Here is a 21,841-nt window from a genome sequence, read left to right as displayed (position 1 = left end):
CTATGGCAGAGGTTATTAAAGTAGAACATATTGAGAAATCTTTTAAAAAGCATAAAGTATTAAAGGATGTATCATTGACTTGTGAAAGTGGAAAAATATATGGAATTGTAGGGTATAATGGTTCAGGAAAATCAGTACTTTTTAAGTGCATTAGTGGATTCTATCTTGTAGAAAAAGGAACAATAACAGTTCGTGGGAAAATGGTTGGAAAAGATATGGATGTGGTTCAAAATCTGGGAACAATTATTGAAGAACCGGCATTTATAAAGCAGTACAGCGGACTTAAAAATCTTGAACTGTTATATATGATTAATCATAAGAAAAATCGGGAATATGTAAAAGAAAGTATGAGAAAAGTCGGACTTGATCCGGAGTTAAAGAAACCGGTGGGAAAATATTCTCTGGGTATGAAGCAGCGTCTTGCAATTGCACAGGCAACCATGGAGAACCAGGATATTCTTATTTTAGATGAACCGATGAATGGGTTAGATAAAGATGGGGTTGAACAAATGAGAAAATTGTTTCTTTCTTTTAAAGAAGAGGGAAAAACTTTATTGCTGGCAAGCCATAACAGGGAAGACATCGAATTGCTATGTGATGAAGTATATGAAATGGAACATGGAAGGTTACATAAAATAGAAGAATAGAGAATAAGAAAAAGGAATTGCTTCTGTCTCATGTGATATGAGGCAGAAAGGCAGTTCCCTTTTCATTTACGCGTACGCGGAAAATATACAAAATGTGTTTCCCACAGTTGTGCGGTCAGATTACTGCAGGGCATATATCTTCTGACCTAGATACCAGCAAGTACCTGTAATGCCTGCTCTTTGATCAGAGGCAGGAAATGCTCATCGAAGTAAGCCTGCGAAGCACGGCTGTATTTCTCGGTGGAAGCGTATTCCGATAAGATGTTGCAGACCTTATTGAAATCTTCCGGAGAATGGTGTCCCTTGTGCAGTACCAGATAAAAGGCACTCTTATTCGGATTCTTGTAAAGGAAATTCCGGTCGTTATAAAAGCCATTTAAAATACGGGCAAGATTGCTGATTTTCTCTAAGCTGTCGAAGACGAACAGCCGGGTAATATCTACCACCGGTTCTACGACAGGCTTCGGAGCAGGAGCGGCAGCCTTCTTGACAGGAGCTTCTGCCGGGGCAGCAGCCTTCACTGACTTGGCAAGTTCGCTCTTCTGCTTCTCCTGAAGCTGTTTGAAGAAGCCTAAAATATCATCGGCTCCGGCTGCAGGAGTGTTCTTTGCATCTGCAAAATCCGGATATTCATTTTCGTCCGGCTCTGAAAATTTGGAAAACCGGGTGTCTAACTCTTCCGGGTATTCTACCTTGGTAATAATAAGCAATACTGTATCTTGTGTCAGGGGAACGGCTTCTATCATAAGAGGCATATCCTCGGCTTCAAATCCAAATTCATAATTCGCCTGCTGCATCATGTCACGAAACAGGGACTTTGCTTTCTCCGTGCCATATGCTAACTCACTCAGCTTCAGATGGCGGTCATCTAAGTCTGCTCTGGTAAGTGTGCAGCGAATCTGGTTGTCATTCACTTTTTCAATTTTCATAAAAATCACTTCCTTATCTATAGAAAATTGTATGAAGTTTACGCCTATATTATAATGGAATCAAAAATACTTGTAAACCGGTAAAAAATATTAAAGTTTTCTAAAAAGTCTAAAAAAACAGATTTTCTATTGCAAAGCATAATTGCTTTGTGCTATAAACTATTCCAAGAGATGCGTTCCGGTTCCTTTGAAAGAAGGAAGGGGCGGAACATATAGAAACACAAATTTTGTTTGACAGATACGAGCTGTTGTCGGAGTTAGGAAGCGGCGCAGCAGGAAAGGTGTATCTTGCCAGACATCTGAAGTTGGAGACATATCGTGCAATAAAGTGTATTTCAAAGACACGTTCTATGCCGTCTTCAATTCTTTCTGAAGCGAACATTCTCGCTAAGTTACGACATCCCGGAATTCCAATTGTATATGATATAGAGGAAGACGAAGCCTTTTATTATATCATTGAGGAATATGTTGAAGGGGAATCGTTAGAGAAGTTGCTTTGGAATACGTCAGTTTCCCAGGAGTATATGATACAGATTGGCATACAGCTTTGCGGAATCGTTTCATTCCTGCACAGCCAGAAACCATTTCCGGTATTACATCAGGATTTAAAACCGTCACACATTATAGTATGTGGGAATCAGGTAAAATTAATCGATTTTGGAATTGCATCATATATTACCAGTCGTGGAAAAAATTATCAGAACTATGGAACAAAAGGTTTTGCGGCACCGGAGCAGTACGGGGAATATGAACTGCATACGGCAAGCGATATTTATGCAATCGGGGCTGTTTTTTCACTTTATATTAAGAAGCATTCCCACAAAAGCAGCCCGGCATTCCGGCATATCGCACAAAAAGCCACAAGAAAAAATCCAAACAAGCGTTACAAAAGCGCCGGGGAATTACAACAGGCACTGACCCGTGCGTTAAAGCAGAAGGGGAATCGGAAAGAGCATCTCTTAAAAAGCATATCTGTTGTGGGGGCAGAATCCGGAGTCGGAACCACCCATATAGCCATTGCACTGACTTCATTTTTTAATGCAGGGGGCGCAAATGCCCTGTATCGGGAAATTCAGTCCGAAAAGAGGGAAAAGATAAGTAATGTGGTGGAACAAATTGGGCGGAGCCGTGAGGCAGAGTGCGAAGAAGATATCGTCATCTGCCGGAATTTCCGGGGAAGTGAGTCTATCGGCAGCGGGGAAGATACACTCATTTTCGATTATGGAGCTGCAGTGGAAGAAGCCTGCATGGAAGAGGCTGAGATTACAGTACTCGTAGTGAATCTGTCTTTGTGGAAGCGGGAGGCTTCCATGAAAGCCTGGCAAACGTTACGTTGTGTACCAAATCTTAAAATTATCTGTAATCACAGCAGCCCCATGGAGGCGAGAGAATTTGCAGCTTTCATCGGAAGAGAAGTGTACTGTTATCCGAGGGACACAATGCCATTTGATGGTGGCAGAGAAAAGGAAGCATTCTTCACACAAATGCTTTCGAAGGAAGGGAGAAGATAACAAACCATGGAAGAAAGAAAAAGTATCGGAATATTTGGTGTGCAGCAGGGCGTGGGTGTGACGCATCTGTGCACTGCGCTGACCCATTACTGTGCGGACTGCCTGAAAAGTCACACGGCATTGGTGGAATTAAGTGGAAATCACGAATTGGAAGAACTGCAGAAACAGCAGCAGGGTAAATGGGGGCGGCCGGACAGAAAACACTATTTTGCAAATGCGGGAAGTGATAATATGCCGGAATATATCCGACAGGGCTATGAATATTACATCATAGACGGCGGAAGTGAGTTTTACAGGATTCGTCGGGAATTCTTGCGCTGTGACCGGAAGCTGATTCTGGTTTCCTTAAGTCCATGGAAACGAAAGGAATTAGAGTATTTTATGTCCGTCATATGGGAAGAGGAAAAGTATTTGGATAACGTGACGTTTCTGGCACAGTTTGGGATGAAAAAAGATAAAAAAGATTTTCAGAAACAATACCGCATACCAATCCATACCCTTCCTTTTATGGAGGACCCGCTTCATTTAAAAGAAGCAGAGCGCCTGTTTTTAAAAACTTTAGTTTAACATATCACGAACGCTTATCCTTTTGGAAAAGGAAAGTAGAAAGCAGGCATGTAAATTTAACAGAAACCAAAAATAAAAAAAGATGAATAAATAGAAATATATGCTTTTGATGTGAGAAGGTTACCCTGAATGCTTACTCACACCGCTGCAGAATGCAGCACAATGTAAAGAAAAAGAAAGGTAAGAGGCACAGACAAAAATGATAGTCTGTGCCTCTTTTTACGCGGGAAACTCGCAAAGCGTGTTTCCAGGTGGTTTTTACTTGAAATTTTCCCACCAATGACGTATGCTTATGGCAAAGAAAACAAAAATGGAAAACCATAAGAAAATAGAACAGTAAAGTACAGGAGGACGCAGGCTTGGAGAGAACGCAGCGAACGAACAGACCGACAAATGGAAATAGAAATAGAAATAGAAACAGGAACCGCAGACGGAACAGAAAAAACACGAAATTAGCACCGGTTATTGTGGTAATCGTATTGATATTACTGGTGCTGCTGATTGCCGTAGGAACGAAAATCATTCAGAAATATATTCCGAGTAAAGAGCATCAGGATATGACAGAATATTATCATTTACAGGCGGATGATGATATTTCGCTGGTGGTGGATCATGAAGTGTTAGAAACACCGGGCAAATATATAGACGGCGAAGTATATGTGGATTATGAAACGGTACATGACCGCTTCAATGACCGTTTTTACTGGGATGCCAATGAAAATGTATTGCTTTATACACTGCCTGATAATCTCGTTACCGTGGCAGCAGGCAGCAATACTTATCAGGTAGGGAAGGAAAACCAGAGTGCAGATTATACAATTGTCCGGAATGACAGCAATACCATGTATCTTGCACTTGATTTCGTAGAGCAGTATACCAATATTACCCACGAAGTATATGAAGGCCCGAATCGTACCGTAATCAATACCGTGTGGGGGGATGTGGATACAGCACCGGCGAAGAAGGCAACACAGCTTCGTTTAAAGGGCGGTATCAAGAGCCCGATTGTGAAAGACTTAGAAAAAGGTGAGACCCTGACAATTTTGGATGCAGGTGACAGATGGACCAAAGCCATGACAGAAGATGGTGTTATCGGATACCTTAAGAATAAGTTCGTAGGAAAAGTAACCACTGAAACCTTGAACAATGATTTTACAGAGCCGGAATTTACCCATATTTCCAAGGACTTTACCATAGAAATGGCATGGCATCAGGTGACAACAAAGGATGCCAACAGCACCATTGCAACGGTATTGCAGAATACCAAAGGAATCAATGTAATCGCACCGACCTGGTTCTACTTAAATGATAATAACGGTAACATTGCAAACCTTGCATCGCTGGATTATGTAAATTACTGCCATCAGAATAATATTGAGGTCTGGGGACTGGTAAGCAATCTTGAAAATAAAGAAGTGGACACAGCTGCTGTTCTGACCCATACCTCTACCAGACAGTATCTGGTCAATCAGATTATTTCAGCAGCAATCCAGTACGATTTGGATGGAATCAATCTGGATTTTGAATCCTTAAACAGTGAAGCAGTGGGAGACAGCTATATCCAGTTTATCCGCGAACTTTCCTTAAAATGTGCAAACAACGGCGTGGTATTATCCGTGGACAACTATGTGCCGAGTGCTTATACCGCATTTTATGACCGGGAAGAACAGGCAAATTTTGCGGATTATGTAGTGATTATGGGATATGATGAGCATTATGCTGGTTCAGATGAAGGATCTGTTGCATCCATTGGATTTGTAACCAACGGAGTAGCCGATACCTTAAAGGAAGTACCTGCAGACCAGATCATTCTGGGATGTCCGTTCTATACAAGAATATGGGCAGAGACACCAAAGGCAGATGATGAAGAAGATACAACAGCTGCAGCAGCAGAGGATTATGTACCATATGATTTGACCAGCGAAGCTGTAGGTATGGATACGGTACAGAAACGTCTGGAATTAAATGGAGCAACGCCGACCTGGTCGGAAGAAGATGGGCAGAATTACGCAGAATATGTAAATGATGGGGTTACCTATAAAGTCTGGATAGAAGACGCAGCTTCCCTTGAGAAGAAGTTAGAAGTCATGAAGTCAAATAAACTGGCGGGAATATCTTTCTGGAAGCTTGGCTTTGAGACAGACAGCATCTGGGATACCATTATAAAATATACAAATAACTAAAGTGTAAAACCGCAAAGGAGAGGCCCGTGAAAAAGTTGTTATGGATATTTCCGAAGAATTTTCCAGGGATGGCGACAAAGTAGTGGAAGCCGGACAGGAACTGAAACGGATTGTAGTAGAGATTACCGAAGAAATTGCGAAGTTTAAAGTAGATTAGCAGATAAAACAGGATAATTGAGCCGGCACTTTCATATTTATTATAAAGAAAAGAATTAGGAAGTGTGGTTTGAAAAAAAGAATGGAATTATATATGGCAGTTCTTCTACTGGTGGCAGTATGCCTGTTATCAAAAGAAGGAGCAGTGCTGGTAAGCAGCATGCGGGCAGCAGAAGAAAAGCCATGTATCGTTGTGGACGCAGGCCATGGCGGTGATGACCCGGGCAAAATCGGGATTCACGGCGAACTGGAAAAGGACATTAACCTTGCCATTGCAAAGAAGGTAAAAGCCCGTCTGGAAAAAGAAAATATAACAGTGATTCTGACCCGGGAGACAGACGAAAGTCTTGATAAAGGGGAGAGCGGCAGCAAAAAGGTGGCAGATATGCGTAACCGCTGCCGGCTGATTGATGAGGCGGAGCCGTTATTTACCATAAGTGTCCATCAGAACAGTTATACGGAAGAGTCCATAAGCGGAGCTCAGTGCTTCTATTTTGGACAGTCCGAGGAGGGCAGAAAAATTGCCGGGATTATGCAGGAAAGCCTGCGGTCGCATCTGGATACGGAAAATAAGCGGGAAGCAAAAGCCAATGAGAGTTATTATCTCCTGAAAAAAACGGCATATCCTACGGTAATCGTAGAATGCGGCTTCTTAAGTAATTCTGAGGAGGCCGCGAAATTATCTACCGGGGAATATCAGGAGGCAGTGGCAGAAGCTATTGCAGATGGAATTCTAGACTGTCTGGGCAATGAAACAGCAGATACAGAAGAAGCCGGCATGAGTAATGAGACTGCAGATACAGAAAAACAGAAAGTGAAACAGCATTGAAATGCATCAGAAATAAAGAAAGATTACAAAAAAGATTCCAGCCATAATGGTCTGGAATCTTTTGCTTTCTTATATTTTTTTCGGGTTTAGCCCATCACAGAAAAATGATAGAGTGTCTTGGAACGGAAATTCTCGCCTGCTTTTAAAACAACAGAAGGGAAATGTTCGATATTAATTGCATTTGGATAATGCTGTGTCTCTAAACATACTGCGGAATATGGCGGATAATCTTTGCCATCAATTCCTTTCTGATGAAGGGTATAACAAGGGACATAGAGCTGTACACCCGGCTGGTCGGTAAAGCAGGTCATCCGTATGCCGCTTTCCTTAGACTGTAAAACAGCCGCCTCTCTTAAGCCATCCCCGTTGATTACAAAGTTATGGTCATAAGTACCACCTAATTTTAACTGGGCATTGTCACAGTGAATGCCGTCACCGATTTTCTTCATCTCACGGAAATCAAATGGGCTTCCCTCCACAGAGAGAAATGCACCGGTAGGACACTGTGTGTCATCCAGTTCTGTAATCGCATCTGCATCAATGCGTAATTCCTGATCTAATACGGTACCGTTTCCTTCCCCATTCAGATTGAAATAACCATGGCTGGTAACAGAAAATACAGTATCCTGATCACAGGCTGCATCGTAAACAATAGATAATTCATTGTCTTCAGACCATCCGTAGGTAACGGAAACTGTAAGGTTACCCGGATAACCTTCTTCTCCATCCGGAGAAATGCGGGTAAAAGTAACTTTATCATCTGTAATTTTTCCGGTCCATACACGCTGACCAAATCCCGTAGGACCACCATGCAGGTGGTTTGGCCCATTATTAATGGCAAGATTGTATTCTTTATCATTTAAGGTAAAGTGCCCTTTGGCGATACGGTTGGCGCATCGACCGACAACAGCTCCCAGGCTGGCATCATCAGCAAGATACTCATCGGCATTCATTAAGCCTAAAATTACATCGGTCAGTTTTCCCTCTTTATTCGGAACCATAATCTTAATAATACGACATCCATAATCCGAAAGTGTAACGGAAGCACCGGATGCATTTTCAATAGTATAAAGGGAAATCGGCTGATTATCTTTGGTCATGCCAAATTCGCTTTTTGTAATTTTCATCTGGAAACTCCTTTCCATAATATTCTAGTGAACATACTGATTATGCCACACTTAGGGCTACATAGCAAGTAGGAAGTGCGGTTTTCGGGTGTTTTCGATTTTCGATGGAAATGGATTTTGAAAACAATTCCAGTTCTTGAACACATAAAGGGAACGTGATATAATAAGCGTTATGAAAACAGAAGTGATAAAAATAGATCAGAATAATATGGATACAGAAGCACTGGAACGTGCAGCCGCAATTATCCGGGATGGAGGGCTGGTGGCATTTCCAACTGAGACGGTATATGGACTGGGCGCAGATGCACTGAGTGCAGAGGCATCGAAGAAAATTTATGCGGCAAAGGGAAGACCATCTGATAATCCTTTGATTGTCCATGTGGCAGAATTTTCAGACATGGAGAAAATCGCACAGGAGATGCCGGAAGAAGCAAAGAAACTTGCAGATGCATTCTGGCCGGGCCCGCTGACCATGATTGTGCGCAAGAATGATAAGGTTCCATATGAAACTACAGGGGGGATGGATACGGTGGCAGTCCGCATGCCAAATCACCCGGTTGCACTGGAACTGATCAGGAGAAGCGGTGGATATATTGCGGCACCGAGTGCCAATACATCCGGTAAACCGAGTCCGACTCTGGCAGAGCATGTAGCATTTGATATGGATGGCAGAATTCCGATGATACTGGATGGGGGTCCTGTGGGAATTGGAATTGAATCCACGATTGTTGATCTGACAGAAGACATACCAATGATTTTAAGACCGGGCTATATTACACCGAAAATGTTAGAAAAGGTAATCGGGGAAGTGAAAATGGATCCTGGAATTATTGCTTCGGATTCGCTGCAGAAGCCGAAAGCACCGGGAATGAAATATAAGCATTATGCACCGAAAGCAGATTTGATTCTGGTAGACGGAGAAGAAGAGAAGGTAGTAACAAAGATTAATGCTTTGACAAAGGAAGCGGTTCTACTGGGGAAGAAGGTAGGAATCATCGGAACAGACGAAACGATAGACCGTTATCCGGAAGGCGAAGTGGTAAGTATTGGTGCACGCAGTGATGAGGATGCAATTGCAAAGCATTTGTATAAACTGTTGCGGGACTTTGATGAGAAAGAAGTAGATATTATTTACTCTGAGAGTTTTGCAACTCCGCGTATTGGGCAGGCAATTATGAATCGTCTGCTGAAGGCTGCAGGACATCAGGTGATTACAGTTTAGAGGAGGTTTTTATGAAGCCATACAATCGCATTGTATTCGTGGCAGAAAGCGGAACATGCAGGGCACCCATGGCGGCCGGTATTTTTCGGGAATATTCCCTGAATCATCCGGTAGAAGTGCTGGTGAGAGGTCTTGTGGTATTATTCCCGGAACCACTGAATCAGAAGGCAGAAGCTGTTATGATAAGCAATGGCATTAACATGGAAGGTTTTATGTCAAGCCAGATTACAGCAGGGGATTTTGGCGAAGATACATTGGTGCTTACAATGGAAGCACAGCAGAGACAGAAATTATTGGAAATGTTTCCGGAGGCGAAGGAAGAAAATGTCCAGGTACTGACGGAGTTAGTAGGGGATGAACTGGAAATCTTAGATCCTTACGGCGGCACACTTCAGTCATACGGGCTTTGCTTTGAGACCATGAATAAGAGTATAAAAAAATTAGTGAAATTATTAAACGAAGGAGAATGATATGTCAAAAGTATTTGTAATGGATCATCCACTGATTCAGCATAAAATCGGCTGGATAAGAAGAAAAGAAACGGGTTCTAAGGAGTTCCGTACATTAATCAGCGAAATCGCTATGTTAATGTGCTACGAGGCAACCAGGGATTTGAAACTTACCGATATCGAAATCGAGACTCCAATCTGCAAGACAACTGTAAAAGAGTTAAAAGGAAAGAAACTGGCAGTAGTACCAATCTTGCGTGCAGGTCTTGGAATGGTAGACGGAATGCTTGCAATGATTCCTGCAGCAAAAGTCGGACACATCGGACTTTACCGTGACCCACAGACATTAAAACCGGTAGAATATTACTGCAAGCTTCCAGAGGATTGCGATGAGCGTGAAGTATTTGTTGTAGACCCGATGCTGGCAACCGGTGGTTCTTCTATAGCAGCTATCCAGATGTTAAAAGACAGAGGTGTAAAGAATATCCGGTTTATGTGCATCATTGCAGCACCGGAAGGTGTAAAGGCAATGCAGGAAGCACATCCGGACGTAGACATTTATATCGGAGCATTAGATAAGAAATTGAATGAGCACTGCTATATCGTACCAGGACTTGGTGATGCAGGAGACAGAATATTCGGAACAAAATAAGTTCGAAGATATATGAAATGTGAAGGGTTCTTAAGTTGAAAGGCTTGAGAACCTTTTTTACATTACTGTCTGGCGCAGTCCACATCCTTCACTTTGAATACGGCATAAAGCCTGCAAGGGACACTAAGAATTTCGAAAAAGATACAGTCTATTCCGGCAACCGGTGCAAATTCACATCCATGTTCATCTGCACCTCACCGGCACATCCCTGTGCCGGTGTTGCCTAGAAACAGACGAAATTCCAAGTGCCCCTAACAGCCTTTATCATGTATCCCAAGTGAAGGAAGCGGGCTTCGCCCCGGCAAGTACTTTATTCAGCTAAGAACTGTGTCATTTCCGTGAAAATCTTACAGAAAGCGTATAAAACCATAAAAAAATATGGTAAAATAGCAACAGAAAAAACGCAGCAAGGAGGAAATAAAATGAGCCAGAAACGGGAAGACTATATTAGTTGGGATGAATATTTTATGGGCGTGGCAATGTTATCCGGAATGCGCTCCAAGGACCCGAATACACAGGTGGGAGCCTGCATTGTCAGTGAGGATAACAAGATCCTTTCCATGGGATACAACGGACTGCCGAAGGGCTGCTCCGATGATGAATTTCCATGGGTAAGAGAAGGTGCACCGCTTGAGAATAAATACTTTTATACGACACACAGCGAACTGAATGCCATCTTAAATTACCGGGGTGGTTCATTGGAGGGAGCGAAAATGTATGTGTCCCTGTTCCCTTGTAATGAGTGCGCCAAGGCAATCATTCAGGCTGGAATCAAGACTATCGTATATGACAGTGACAAGTATCAGAATACACCGGCAGTTATTGCTTCCAAACGGATGTTAGATGCGGCAGGCGTGCGCTACTATCAGTACACCCACACCAACCGGGAAATAAATATTACCTTGTAACGACTGGAGAAATAACGAACAATGGCAGAGGTTTACAACCAATTGAACAAATGACGAAGGTGCAGGAAAAACCCACTGGTAATATTTGTTAAAATTATGTAAAATTGTAAAATGATAAAGCTGATTTATAGACATTTTTCATAAAATGTTTATAGACAATTTATGAAAAAATGATATAATGAGCTTAGTATTTGCAGAGCGTTTCACGAAAATGTAAGGGAAGGAGCTATTCATGAAGAACAGAAATAAAGTGTATGATTCCTTGATTTTAATCATGCAGTTCGGTATCAACATGATAGTTCCTATTTTTTTATGTGTTGGACTCGGGGTTTTTATTTACCGAAGATACGGGCATCCGTGGCTGGTGATTCTGCTGTTTTTCCTTGGGGCGGCAGCGGGATTCCAGAATTGCTACCGGATGGCACAGAGGCTTTGGCAGAAAAAAGACACGGGAAAGGTTAAATCAGATGTTAAAAAGGATAAATGATGCATTACCGGAATTGATTCTGGGAATCCTTATATACGAAATTGTGGTGGAATTTACCGGTATCTGGTTTGTAAAGGACAAATTGGGATATTCCATCGGCCTTCTGATTGGAGCAGCAACCGCAATCGGAATGGCAGTCCATATGGCAGTGGTTCTGCGGGACAGTATGGATATGGCAGAATCCGGAAGGACAAGACGGATCGCATTGCAGTATGTGCTGCGGTATCTCGTAGTTGTAGCAGTCTTTTTTGTTACGGCATACTTTGAAATAGGCAATGTGATTGTAGCATTTGTGGGAGTAATGGGATTGAAGGTTGGAGCTTACGTTCAACCCTTTACACATAAAGTAATTTTAAAACTTTTAGGGAGAGGTGATGAATCTTCTTAGGGTGAAGAAAAATATAATATAAGGAGGTGAAAGCGTGGATAACGGAATTTTAGCAGCGGGTGCCCAGGATATAGATTTTATGATTCATGGACTGTTTTCCTATAAGATTTTCGGACATGAGGTATGGATTACGACTTCTCATGTATGTATTCTGATAATCATGCTGATACTGATTGCCTTTTCATTTATTGTAAAGCATAAGATGAAAGCGGCAACGGAGGTACCGGGCGGATTCCAGAATGTAGTAGAACTTATGGTGGAAAAATTAGATGGCGTGGTTGACGGTGTCATGGGGAAAAATGCACCGAAGCTGGTGAATTACATCAGCACCATTTTTATCTTTATTCTCATGAGTAATATATCTGGATTATTCGGGCTAAGACCGCCTACCGCAGATTATGGAACGACACTGGCGTTGGGACTTATCACCTTTTCGCTTATCCATATCTGCCAGATAAAGTACCAGAAACCAAAGAAAATCTGGGAAGATATGTGTTCGCCGTTACCACCATGGCTGCCACTGTGGCTGCCAATCAATATCATCAGCGAGATTGCCGTGCCGATTTCTCTGTCACTTCGTTTGTTTGCAAACGTATTATCAGGAACCGTAATGATGGCATTGGTCTATGGACTGTTGTCCAAGATTGCAATTGTCTGGCCGGCAGCGCTTCATGTGTACTTTGATTTGTTCTCAGGAGCAATTCAGACGTATGTATTCTGTATGTTGACTATGACATATGTGAACCAGCAGATGGAAACAGAATAGAACAGTATAAGGAGGATTTATAATTATGAACATTACAGGACAGGATTTAATTTTAGCATGCTCAGCAATTGGTGCAGGACTTGCAGTTATCGCAGGTATCGGACCTGGTATTGGACAGGGTATTGCAGCAGGACACGCAGCAGCAGCTGTAGGCCGTAACCCGGGAGCAAAAGGAGATATTATGTCAACCATGCTTCTTGGACAGGCAGTAGCAGAGACTACCGGTCTTTATGGTCTGTTGATTGCAATGCTTCTGCTTTTCGTAAAACCACTGGTATAAAGTGCGAAGGAATGATTACGAAAAGAAAGGAGGCACAGCAGGAAGAAAATGACCAGATTATTTAATCTTGATTTTCAGTTATTGCATGATACCATCCTTATGGCGATATCCGTTTTCGTATTGTTTACCGTAATGTCTTATAACCTTTTCGAGCCGGTTCGTAAGATGTTAAAGGGACGTCAGGAGAAGATAAAGACGGAACTGGAATCTGCGGCAAGCGACCAGGCAGAAGCAGCAGAATTAAGACAGCAGTATGAAGAGAAGCTTAAGAACGTCGATAAAGAGGCGGAGGTTATCTTAAGTGAAGCCAGAACCAAAGCCCTGCGCAATGAGAACCGCATCATTGGCGAGGCAAAGGAAGAGGCTGCGCGGATTATCCGGCGTGCCAATGAAGAGGCAGAACTGGAGAAAAAACGCGTGATGGATGAGATGAAACAGGAAATGATAGAAATTGCATCTATGATGGCAGGCAAAGTGGTAGCCGCATCCATTGATACAACAATACAGGATGCCCTCGTGGAAGAAACCTTGAAAGAGATGGGTGATACAACATGGCAAAATTAGTTTCCAAAACATACGCAGATGCATTGTTTGAACTCGCCGTGGAAAAGGGATGTGAAGATGCCTGGTTAGAAGATGCGAAAGCACTTCTTGAGATTCTCCATGAGAATGAGGAACTGGCAAAATTGATGAATCATCCACAGATTGTAAAAGAAGAGAAGATTCAGATTATTGAAAACATATTCAAGGGAAAGACCGCGGACGAGATCGTGGGATTGATGTGCCAGCTGATAGAAAAAGACCACTTTAAAGATATGGAAAGCGTATTTGCATGCTTTGTGGATTCCGTAAAAGAATATAAAAATATCGGAACGGCATATGTCATTTCTGCGATGGAGCTGTCAATGCAGCAGAAAGACGAAATCGTAAAGAAACTATTAGAAACCACACATTATGTAGAAATTGAAATGAATTATGAGGTGGATGCATCACTCATTGGAGGCATGGTCATCCGCATAAAAGACAGGGTAGTGGACAGCAGTATCAAAACCAGGCTGCAGAAGCTAACCAGTGAATTATCCAAAATACAGTTGAAAGTAGGTGAAACCGCTTCATGAAATTGAAACCAGAAGAAATCAGTTCCGTTATCAAAGAGCAGATCGAGCGGTATGCATCCCAGTTGGAAGTGGCAGACGTAGGAACTGTCATTCAGGTGGCAGATGGAATTGCACGAATTCACGGCCTTGAAAATGCAATGCAGGGAGAACTTTTGGAATTCCCGGGCGAAGTATATGGAATGGTGCTGAACTTAGAGGAAGATAATGTAGGTGCGGTTCTGTTAGGAGATAAGCGTTCCATCAACGAAGGTGATACCGTAAAGACCACCGGACGTGTAGTAGAGGTTCCGGTCGGAGATGCATTACTGGGACGAGTAGTAAATGCGCTGGGTCAGCCGATTGATGGAAAAGGACCGATTGAGACGGAGAAATACCGCCAGATTGAACGTGTGGCATCCGGTGTTATTTCCAGAAAATCTGTAGATACACCATTACAGACCGGTATTAAGGCAATCGATTCCATGGTGCCGATTGGACGTGGACAGCGTGAGCTTATCATCGGAGATAAGCAGACCGGTAAGACGGCAATTGCAATTGATACCATCATTAACCAGAAGGGACAGGGCGTAAAATGTATTTACGTTGCCATCGGTCAGAAAGCATCTACCGTAGCATCCCTGGTAAAAACATTAGAAGAATTCGGTGCATTAAGCTATACTACAGTTGTTGTATCAACAGCAAGTGAGCTGGCACCATTACAGTATATTGCACCGTATGCAGGATGTGCAATTGGTGAAGAGTGGATGGAGAACGGAGAGGATGTATTAATCGTTTATGACGATTTGAGTAAACATGCTGCTGCATACCGTACCCTTTCCTTGCTGCTTAAGAGACCACCAGGACGTGAGGCTTATCCGGGAGACGTATTCTATCTGCATTCCAGATTATTAGAGCGTGCAGCAAGACTTTCCGATGCTTTGGGTGGAGGTTCCCTGACTGCACTGCCGATTATCGAGACACAGGCAGGAGACGTATCCGCATACATTCCGACCAACGTAATTTCCATTACAGACGGTCAGATTTATCTGGAAACAGATATGTTTAACGCTGGTTTCCGTCCGGCAATCAATGCAGGACTTTCCGTATCCCGGGTTGGTGGAGCTGCGCAGATTAAGGCAATCAAGAAGATTGCAGCACCAATCCGAGTAGAGCTGGCACAGTATCGTGAGCTGGCAGCATTTGCACAGTTTGGTTCTGAGCTGGATGCTGATACCAAAGAGAAATTAGCACAGGGCGAAAGAATCCGTGAAATGTTGAAACAGCCACAGTATCAGCCGATGCCGGTGGAAAAACAGGTAGCAATTATTTATGCTGCAACCAAGAAATATTTACTGGATATTCCGGTGGATGAGATTCTGGCATTTGAAAAAGCATTGTTAGAACTGATTGATACCAAGTATCCGGAGATTTTCGAATCCATTCGTGAAACAAAACAGTTAGACGAAGAAACAGAGCAGAAATTAATTACAGCAATTGAAGCATGTAAGAAAGATTTCAAATAGGCATGTAATATGGTAAAAGGCGGTGAGAGACTATGGCGTCCATGCGTGATATAAAGCGGCGCAAAAGCAGTATTTCCAGCACACAGCAGATTACAAAGGCCATGAAGCTTGTTTCTACCGTAAAACTGCAGAAAGCGAAGGGACATGCAGAACAGGCAAATCCGTATTTTAATTATATGTATCAGACCGTAACTTCCATGCTGGCAAAGAGCGGTTCCATCAATCATCCTTACCTTACCGGTAAAGATTCCGGGCAGAAGGCAGTGATTGTAATTACCTCGAACCGTGGACTGGCAGGAGGCTATAATGCGAATGTCGTAAAGCTGATTACAGAGAGTGACCTTCCAAAGGACAAGCTTTCCATTTATGCAGTTGGTAATAAGGGAAGAGAGTCCTTAGAACATAAGGGATATTCTATTGTAAAGGAACTTCCGGAGCTGATAGAGACACCGGCTTATGATGAGGCGTCCACATTGGCAAGGGAAGTGCTGGCAGCCTATGAAAAAGGTGAAGTTGGCGAAATTTACCTTGCATATACACATTTTAAGAATACGGTGGTACATGAGCCGAAATTAATCAAGCTTCTTCCGGTGGATATCGAAGATATGCCGGAGCAGGAAGAAGATAATGTGCTGATGAATTATGAACCAAACCAGGAGGAGGCGCTTAATTTAATCATACCAAAGTATGTAACAAGCCTTCTTTATGGAGCACTGGTAGAAGCAGTAGCCAGTGAAAATGGTGCAAGAATGCAGGCAATGGATTCTGCAACCAGCAACGCAGAGGATATGATCAGTGATCTGTCGCTGAAGTATAATCGTGCCCGTCAGGGTTCCATTACACAGGAGCTGACAGAGATTATAGCCGGAGCATCGGCAATTTCTTAATCATATCCATAAGAATAGAGAATAAGGAGTGATAGAAAAAGATGGCAGAAACAAATATTGGAAAAATCACTCAGATAATAGGTGCTGTATTGGATATTAAATTTACCGAAGGAAAGCTTCCGGCAATCAACGAAGCAATCCGTATTACCAGAAAAGATGGTGAAGTTCTGGTAGTAGAGGTATCACAGCATTTAGGAGATGATGTCGTACGTTGTATTGCCATGGGACCTACCGACGGCTTAATCCGTGGTATGGATGCAGAGGCAACCGGTGCACCGATTTCCGTGCCGGTCGGCGAGCATACCTTAGGCAGAATGTTTAACGTATTAGGCGAGCCAATTGATAATGAGGCTCCACCACAGGATGTGGAATATATGCCGATTCACCGGAAAGCCCCAAGCTTTGATGAACAGGCAACTTCTACAGAAATGTTAGAGACAGGAATCAAGGTTGTTGACCTTCTCTGCCCTTACCAGAAGGGTGGAAAAATCGGACTTTTCGGTGGTGCAGGAGTAGGAAAAACCGTATTGATTCAGGAGCTGATTCATAATATCGCAACCGAGCATGGTGGATATTCCGTATTTACCGGTGTAGGTGAGCGTACCCGTGAGGGAAATGACCTTTATTATGAAATGAAGGAATCCGGAGTTATTGATAAGACCACCATGGTATTCGGTCAGATGAACGAGCCGCCTGGAGCACGTATGCGTGTAGGTCTTACCGGACTTACCATGGCGGAGTATTTCCGTGATAAAGGTGGAAAGGATGTACTGTTATTCATTGATAACATTTTCCGTTTCACACAGGCAGGTTCTGAGGTGTCTGCACTGTTAGGGCGTATGCCTTCCGCAGTAGGATACCAGCCGACCTTACAGACTGAGATGGGTGCATTGCAGGAGCGTATCACTTCTACCAAGAATGGTTCCATTACATCCGTTCAGGCAGTCTATGTACCGGCGGATGACCTTACTGATCCGGCTCCGGCAACTACATTTGCCCATCTGGATGCCACTACTGTACTGGATCGTTCTATCGTAGAGCTTGGTATTTATCCGGCAGTAGACCCACTTGGTTCTACATCCAGAATCCTTGACCCTCGTATTGTAGGGCAGGAGCATTTTGAAGTAGCCCGTGGAGTACAGGAGATTCTTCAGAAATATAAAGAATTACAGGATATTATTGCAATTCTTGGTATGGATGAGCTGTCAGAAGAGGACAAGCTGGTAGTAAGCCGTGCAAGAAAAGTACAGCGTTTCTTGTCACAGCCATTCTTCGTAGCAACCCAGTTTACCGGTCTTGATGGAAAATATGTACCGGTAGCCGAGACCATCCGCGGCTTCCGTGAAATCTTAGAAGGAAAGCATGATGATGTACCGGAGAGCTATTTCCTGAATGCCGGAAGTATTGACGAAGTACGTGCCCGTATGAAGTAAGGGGTGAAGCCATGGCAGACGAGAAGAAAGCATTTGAGGTAGAAATCATTACCCCGGAGCGAATCTTTTATACCGGGGAAGCAACCATGATAGAATTCAATACAACAGAAGGAGAAATCGGTGTCTATCCGGACCACATTCCGCTGACAACGGTGCTTGCTCCCGGTGTTGTGACCATTACCAATGGCGAAGATGTAAAAGAAGCTGCGGTTCATGCAGGCTTTGCAGAGATTTTGGGCGATAAGGTAACACTGCTGGCAGAGATTGCCGAGTGGCCGGATGAAATCGATGAGAAGCGTGCCGAGGCAGCAAAAGAGCGTGCCGAAGCCCGTATTGCAGCTAAGGCTGCAGATACAGATATGCTTCGTGCGGAATTTGCATTGCGTAAGGCGTTGGTGCGAATTGAAGTGAAACACTAAAAACGGTGTATACAAAAGATAAAATATGATATAAGGAAGATACCCTCTTTACCGTAGAAACCGGCAGAGAGGGTATTTTTTACTTTACAGGAAATTACTTTCCTGTAAAGTAAAAAACGCTCCGCGAGGATGCACACTGCGGCGTATAAGGTAGATGTCGCAAGCGACCGCCGCAGGCGCGAGAATGTGCCGAGGCACATTCTTTGTTTCCTTTACAGGAAATTGTTTTCCGGTAGAGTGAAAAAGGGGGATATGTTTTAAGAGAGGTTTCTACATAGTTTATAATAATTTAAGAAAATATTTATACCATACCATAGGGGAAAGCTATATAATGAATTTCAAACAGAATGAAAAGGATGAAGAAACAGTTTATGAGTGAAAACAGAATGCCGGAAGAAAAACGTATCCTGCGGGGATTATCAAAGGAAGAAGTAGAAGAACGCTTTATAGAAGGATTTGTAAATAAAACAGACATCAGCACGGAGAAGAGTGCAAAGGAAATCGTAAAGTCCAATGTATTTACGTACTTTAACTTTATTTTCTTAGTCATTACGATTCTGCTTTGTGTGGTCGGTTCTTTCCGGAACCTGACTTTCCTGCCAATCATCATCGGAAATACGCTGATTGGAATTATTCAGGAATTGCGGGCGAAGAAAGTCTTAGATAAGATGAGCCTTCTGAATGCACCCCATGCCATTGTTATCCGGGATGGAGAGCAGAAGAAAATTTTATCGGAGCAGCTGGTGAAGGATGATGTCATTTTACTGACTGCAGGAACCCAGATTTGTGCAGACGCCGTTGTTCTGGAAGGTACGATTCAGGTAAATGAATCATTGCTGACCGGAGAAGCCGATGAAATTGAGAAAACACCGGGAAGCAGGCTGATGTCCGGAAGCTTTGTGGTATCCGGAGAATGTTATGCGAGACTGGAGAAGGTAGGAAAGCATTCTTACATTTCCAGGCTGACTGCAGAAGCAAAAGCGATGGGAAATGAAGAACAGTCCGAGATGATCCGCTCTATTAACCAGTTGGTAAAATGGATTGGTATTGTGATTATTCCGATTGGAATCATTTTATTCTGGCAGGGCTATATCGTAAATGGAGAGACTTTCCAGAAGAGCATCGTTTCCATGGTGGCAGCAATTATCGGAATGATACCGGAGGGATTATATCTTCTGACGACCATTGCCCTGGCACTTGGAACCATGCGTCTGGCAAAGCGGCATGTACTGCTCCATGACATGAAGAGTATCGAAGCACTGGCAAGAGTTGATGTGCTCTGTGTCGATAAAACCGGAACCATAACGGAAGCCGGTATGGAAGTGGCAAAAATTGTTCCGGCGAAGGATGCGGAAAATACATTTCTTCAGTCTCTGCTTCGGGATTATGCGTCAGCAGTGCCGGATAATAATGCTACTATGGAAGCAATTCGTGATTATCTGGAGCGGAAGGGCAAAGATAAGGATAGAGATAGTGATACCGATACCGATAACGACAGCAATAAAGATAAAACAGCGGAAGTACAGACCTTTATGGCTGCCCGGCGGAAAGCACTGGAGGTTATGCCGTTTACTTCTGCAACAAAATACAGTGGCGTTGTATTTGAGGATGGAAAATATCTTCTGGGTGCGCCGGAATTTGTCATGGGAAATGCCTTTGAAGAAATTGCAGATGAGATTAGGGAATATACGAAAAAAGGTTATCGTGTGCTTTTGCTGGCAAAATATCCGGGCAGTGATATCAAGGGAACCCTGACCGAAAAACCGGAGCCGCTGGGTTATGTGATTCTTTCCAATCCAATTCGTGAAAATGCGAAGAAGACCTTTGGTTATTTTAAGACTCAGGGTGTAGCAGTGAAAGTAATTTCCGGTGATAACCCGGAGACCGTATCCGAAGTGGCACGATGTGCCGGAATCGAGCATGCGGAGAAATATGTGGATGCAGGCACACTGGATACCGATGAGAAAATTTATGATGCGGCGGACCGCTATACCGTATTTGGACGGGTAACTCCGAAACAGAAGCAGAAGCTGGTACATGCATTGCAGGATGCGGGACATACCGTAGCAATGACTGGCGATGGAGTTAACGATATTCTGGCAATGAAGGATGCGGATTGCAGCGTGGCAATGGCGTCCGGAAGTGAAGCAGCAGCGCAGGCGGCACAGGTAGTTCTTTTGGATTCCGATTTTGCCCATATGCCGGATGTGGTATCAGAAGGACGGCAGGTAGTAAACAATGTGCAGCGTTCTGCCAGCCTGTTTCTGGTAAAAAATATATTCTCACTGTTAATGGCAATCTTTGCAGTGGTATCGACAATTACTTATCCGTTAGAGCCGGCACAGATTTCCCTCATCAGTATGTTTACCATTGGGGCACCGGGATTCTTACTGGCATTGGAGCCAAACCGCAACCGTATTGAAGGACGGTTTTTACGGAAAGTATTATTAAAAGCATTTCCGGCAGGACTGACCGATGTATTAATCGTTGGTTCGCTGGTAGTCTGTGGAGAAGTATTTTCTATACCTGCCTCCGATGTGGCAACTGCATCCACCATGCTTTTATGTGTTGTAGGATTTATGATTCTGATTAAAATCAGCCATCCGATGAATAAGTTTAAATATGGAATTTTAATTTTTAATATCGCCGGGCTGCTTTTCTGCGGCATCTGCTTAAACCAGTTATTTGCCATGAGCCAGATGTCTAAGATTAGTATTCTTCTGATGATTGTATTTGCTTTTGCTGCAGAGTCACTGTTCCGTTACCTGACAATCGGGGTGGAAGGAATTGCAAAATTCATCAGTTCACGGGCACATCGCGGTGCTCCACAGAAGTAGAAAATACAATTAGTGTTTTGGTTCGTCCGAAATGCTGCAGTTCGTTGATGAAGTGGTCAAGCTGGATGGTAGTCTGAAACATGACTTCCACCAGCATGGCATAATCACCGGTGACACAATTACATTCAATCACATTGGGAATTCTATCGATGAAAGGGTAGAATTCCTTTTTTTGTGCCGGTTCCACTTCAAGGTTAATGAAAGCTTTAATGTGATAGCCAAAGAGCATGGGATTTACAGTGGCATGATAGCCGGTTAAAATCCCTCGTTTTTCCAACCGCTCAATCCGGGCAGAAACCGCCGGGGAAGATAAAAAGACTTCCTTTGCAATATCCTTGACCGGAGTGCGGGCATTTTCCTGTAAGATTCGGATGATGCTTTTGTCAATGTTGTCTAATTCTTTTTCCATAGAGGCTCCTTTCGTTCTCATACAGCGCTTTGCTTTCACTCATTGTAGCACAAAAGTATTTCTCTGAAAAGACAGACACTTAAGAAAATAAAAAAAACAACAAACAATATTAAAATAATTAATCAAAACTACACT

23 protein-coding genes are annotated in these 21,841 nt (G+C 43.1%); 20 read left to right on the top strand and 3 right to left on the bottom strand.

What is annotated here, in order from left to right; genetic code table 11:
* The first annotated feature begins 2 nt into the window (after positions 1–2).
* Entirely contained in the window at positions 3–647 is a 645-nt protein-coding gene (locus DWW33_RS10150) for an ATP-binding cassette domain-containing protein (RefSeq protein ID WP_118087991.1), read from the top strand.
* A 146-nt stretch (positions 648–793) separates the two neighbouring features.
* Here the strand turns inward: DWW33_RS10150 and DWW33_RS10145 are convergent, their stop codons facing one another.
* Entirely contained in the window at positions 794–1,576 is a 783-nt protein-coding gene (locus DWW33_RS10145; RefSeq protein WP_118639429.1) for an adaptor protein MecA, read from the bottom strand.
* Positions 1,577–1,803: 227 nt separating this feature from the next.
* On the opposite strand from DWW33_RS10145, the gene DWW33_RS10140 reads away from it, so the two are divergent.
* The 4 genes from DWW33_RS10140 to DWW33_RS10125 all read left to right on the top strand — a co-directional run bounded on the left by DWW33_RS10140 (position 1,804) and on the right by DWW33_RS10125 (position 6,822).
* Complete coding sequence (locus tag DWW33_RS10140) at positions 1,804–3,087, top strand: serine/threonine protein kinase (RefSeq protein ID WP_158561858.1); 1,284 nt, start codon at positions 1,804–1,806, stop codon at positions 3,085–3,087.
* Positions 3,088–3,093: 6 nt separating this feature from the next.
* Positions 3,094–3,654: a hypothetical protein gene (locus DWW33_RS10135; RefSeq protein WP_118087993.1), complete on the top strand. Its 561-nt coding sequence runs from the start codon at positions 3,094–3,096 to the stop codon at positions 3,652–3,654.
* Between the two features lie 359 nt (positions 3,655–4,013).
* Positions 4,014–5,837 (top strand): glycosyl hydrolase family 18 protein, encoded by a 1,824-nt coding sequence (locus DWW33_RS10130; RefSeq protein ID WP_199650770.1) that lies wholly within the window; start codon positions 4,014–4,016, stop codon positions 5,835–5,837.
* A 226-nt stretch (positions 5,838–6,063) separates the two neighbouring features.
* Positions 6,064–6,822 carry an N-acetylmuramoyl-L-alanine amidase gene (locus tag DWW33_RS10125; protein ID WP_117698870.1) on the top strand — a complete coding sequence of 253 codons (759 nt, stop codon included), beginning with the start codon at positions 6,064–6,066 and terminating at the stop codon, positions 6,820–6,822.
* An 86-nt stretch (positions 6,823–6,908) separates the two neighbouring features.
* Here the strand turns inward: DWW33_RS10125 and DWW33_RS10120 are convergent, their stop codons facing one another.
* On the bottom strand, positions 6,909–7,949 hold the full coding sequence (locus DWW33_RS10120; protein WP_118057584.1) for an aldose epimerase family protein: 1,041 nt from the start codon (positions 7,947–7,949) through the stop codon (positions 6,909–6,911).
* 172 nt (positions 7,950–8,121) lie between these two features.
* Here DWW33_RS10120 and DWW33_RS10115 point away from each other — a divergent pair, with 172 nt between their 5' ends.
* The 15 genes from DWW33_RS10115 to DWW33_RS10045 all read left to right on the top strand — a co-directional run bounded on the left by DWW33_RS10115 (position 8,122) and on the right by DWW33_RS10045 (position 21,297).
* Positions 8,122–9,171, top strand: a complete 1,050-nt coding sequence (locus DWW33_RS10115) for an L-threonylcarbamoyladenylate synthase (RefSeq protein WP_118639428.1) — start codon at positions 8,122–8,124, stop codon at positions 9,169–9,171.
* An 11-nt stretch (positions 9,172–9,182) separates the two neighbouring features.
* Entirely contained in the window at positions 9,183–9,641 is a 459-nt protein-coding gene (locus tag DWW33_RS10110) for an arsenate reductase/protein-tyrosine-phosphatase family protein (RefSeq protein WP_117698873.1), read from the top strand.
* Between the two features lies 1 nt (position 9,642).
* Complete coding sequence (gene upp, locus DWW33_RS10105; protein WP_022242835.1) at positions 9,643–10,272, top strand: uracil phosphoribosyltransferase; 630 nt, start codon at positions 9,643–9,645, stop codon at positions 10,270–10,272.
* 422 nt (positions 10,273–10,694) lie between these two features.
* On the top strand, positions 10,695–11,180 hold the full coding sequence (locus DWW33_RS10100; RefSeq protein ID WP_022242836.1) for a deoxycytidylate deaminase: 486 nt from the start codon (positions 10,695–10,697) through the stop codon (positions 11,178–11,180).
* Between the two features lie 232 nt (positions 11,181–11,412).
* Entirely contained in the window at positions 11,413–11,667 is a 255-nt protein-coding gene (locus DWW33_RS10095) for an AtpZ/AtpI family protein (RefSeq protein ID WP_022242837.1), read from the top strand.
* Positions 11,648–12,055, top strand: a complete 408-nt coding sequence (locus DWW33_RS10090) for an ATP synthase subunit I (RefSeq protein WP_117841863.1) — start codon at positions 11,648–11,650, stop codon at positions 12,053–12,055. The genes DWW33_RS10095 and DWW33_RS10090 overlap by 20 nt, the downstream gene beginning before the upstream one ends.
* 79 nt (positions 12,056–12,134) lie before the next feature.
* The gene (gene atpB / locus DWW33_RS10085) at positions 12,135–12,821 is read left to right on the top strand and encodes a F0F1 ATP synthase subunit A (protein WP_117698891.1); all 687 of its coding nucleotides are present in this window, start codon (positions 12,135–12,137) and stop codon (positions 12,819–12,821) included.
* A 25-nt stretch (positions 12,822–12,846) separates the two neighbouring features.
* The gene (gene atpE / locus DWW33_RS10080; protein ID WP_007890533.1) at positions 12,847–13,101 is read left to right on the top strand and encodes an ATP synthase F0 subunit C; all 255 of its coding nucleotides are present in this window, start codon (positions 12,847–12,849) and stop codon (positions 13,099–13,101) included.
* Between the two features lie 48 nt (positions 13,102–13,149).
* On the top strand, positions 13,150–13,665 hold the full coding sequence (gene atpF, locus DWW33_RS10075; protein WP_117698877.1) for a F0F1 ATP synthase subunit B: 516 nt from the start codon (positions 13,150–13,152) through the stop codon (positions 13,663–13,665).
* Positions 13,653–14,219 carry an ATP synthase F1 subunit delta gene (gene atpH / locus DWW33_RS10070; RefSeq protein ID WP_118057587.1) on the top strand — a complete coding sequence of 189 codons (567 nt, stop codon included), beginning with the start codon at positions 13,653–13,655 and terminating at the stop codon, positions 14,217–14,219. Before atpF ends, atpH begins: the two co-directional genes overlap by 13 nt.
* A complete protein-coding gene (gene atpA / locus DWW33_RS10065) occupies positions 14,216–15,721 on the top strand; it encodes a F0F1 ATP synthase subunit alpha (RefSeq protein WP_022242842.1) in 1,506 nt (501 codons plus the stop codon). The genes atpH and atpA overlap by 4 nt, the downstream gene beginning before the upstream one ends.
* 32 nt (positions 15,722–15,753) lie before the next feature.
* Positions 15,754–16,608, top strand: a complete 855-nt coding sequence (atpG, locus tag DWW33_RS10060) for an ATP synthase F1 subunit gamma (protein ID WP_118639427.1) — start codon at positions 15,754–15,756, stop codon at positions 16,606–16,608.
* 41 nt (positions 16,609–16,649) lie between these two features.
* On the top strand, positions 16,650–18,041 hold the full coding sequence (gene atpD, locus DWW33_RS10055) for a F0F1 ATP synthase subunit beta (RefSeq protein ID WP_117841866.1): 1,392 nt from the start codon (positions 16,650–16,652) through the stop codon (positions 18,039–18,041).
* Between the two features lie 11 nt (positions 18,042–18,052).
* Complete coding sequence (atpC, locus tag DWW33_RS10050) at positions 18,053–18,460, top strand: ATP synthase F1 subunit epsilon (protein WP_022242845.1); 408 nt, start codon at positions 18,053–18,055, stop codon at positions 18,458–18,460.
* A gap of 371 nt (positions 18,461–18,831) precedes the next feature.
* Positions 18,832–21,297, top strand: coding sequence for a cation-translocating P-type ATPase (locus DWW33_RS10045; protein WP_243088637.1), 2,466 nt, complete (start codon positions 18,832–18,834; stop codon positions 21,295–21,297).
* On the opposite strand, the gene DWW33_RS10040 is transcribed toward DWW33_RS10045, so the two are convergent.
* On the bottom strand, positions 21,260–21,706 hold the full coding sequence (locus tag DWW33_RS10040; RefSeq protein ID WP_022242847.1) for an Lrp/AsnC family transcriptional regulator: 447 nt from the start codon (positions 21,704–21,706) through the stop codon (positions 21,260–21,262). The two genes, DWW33_RS10045 and DWW33_RS10040, sit on opposite strands and share 38 nt — an antisense overlap.
* Between the last annotated feature and the right edge of the window lie 135 nt (positions 21,707–21,841).

The organism is Roseburia sp. AF15-21, assembly GCF_003479505.1.
Lineage (GTDB): Bacteria > Bacillota > Clostridia > Lachnospirales > Lachnospiraceae > Roseburia_C > Roseburia_C amylophila.
Note: the sequence above shows the minus strand (reverse complement) of the source record. Positions and strands in the feature narration are given on the sequence as shown.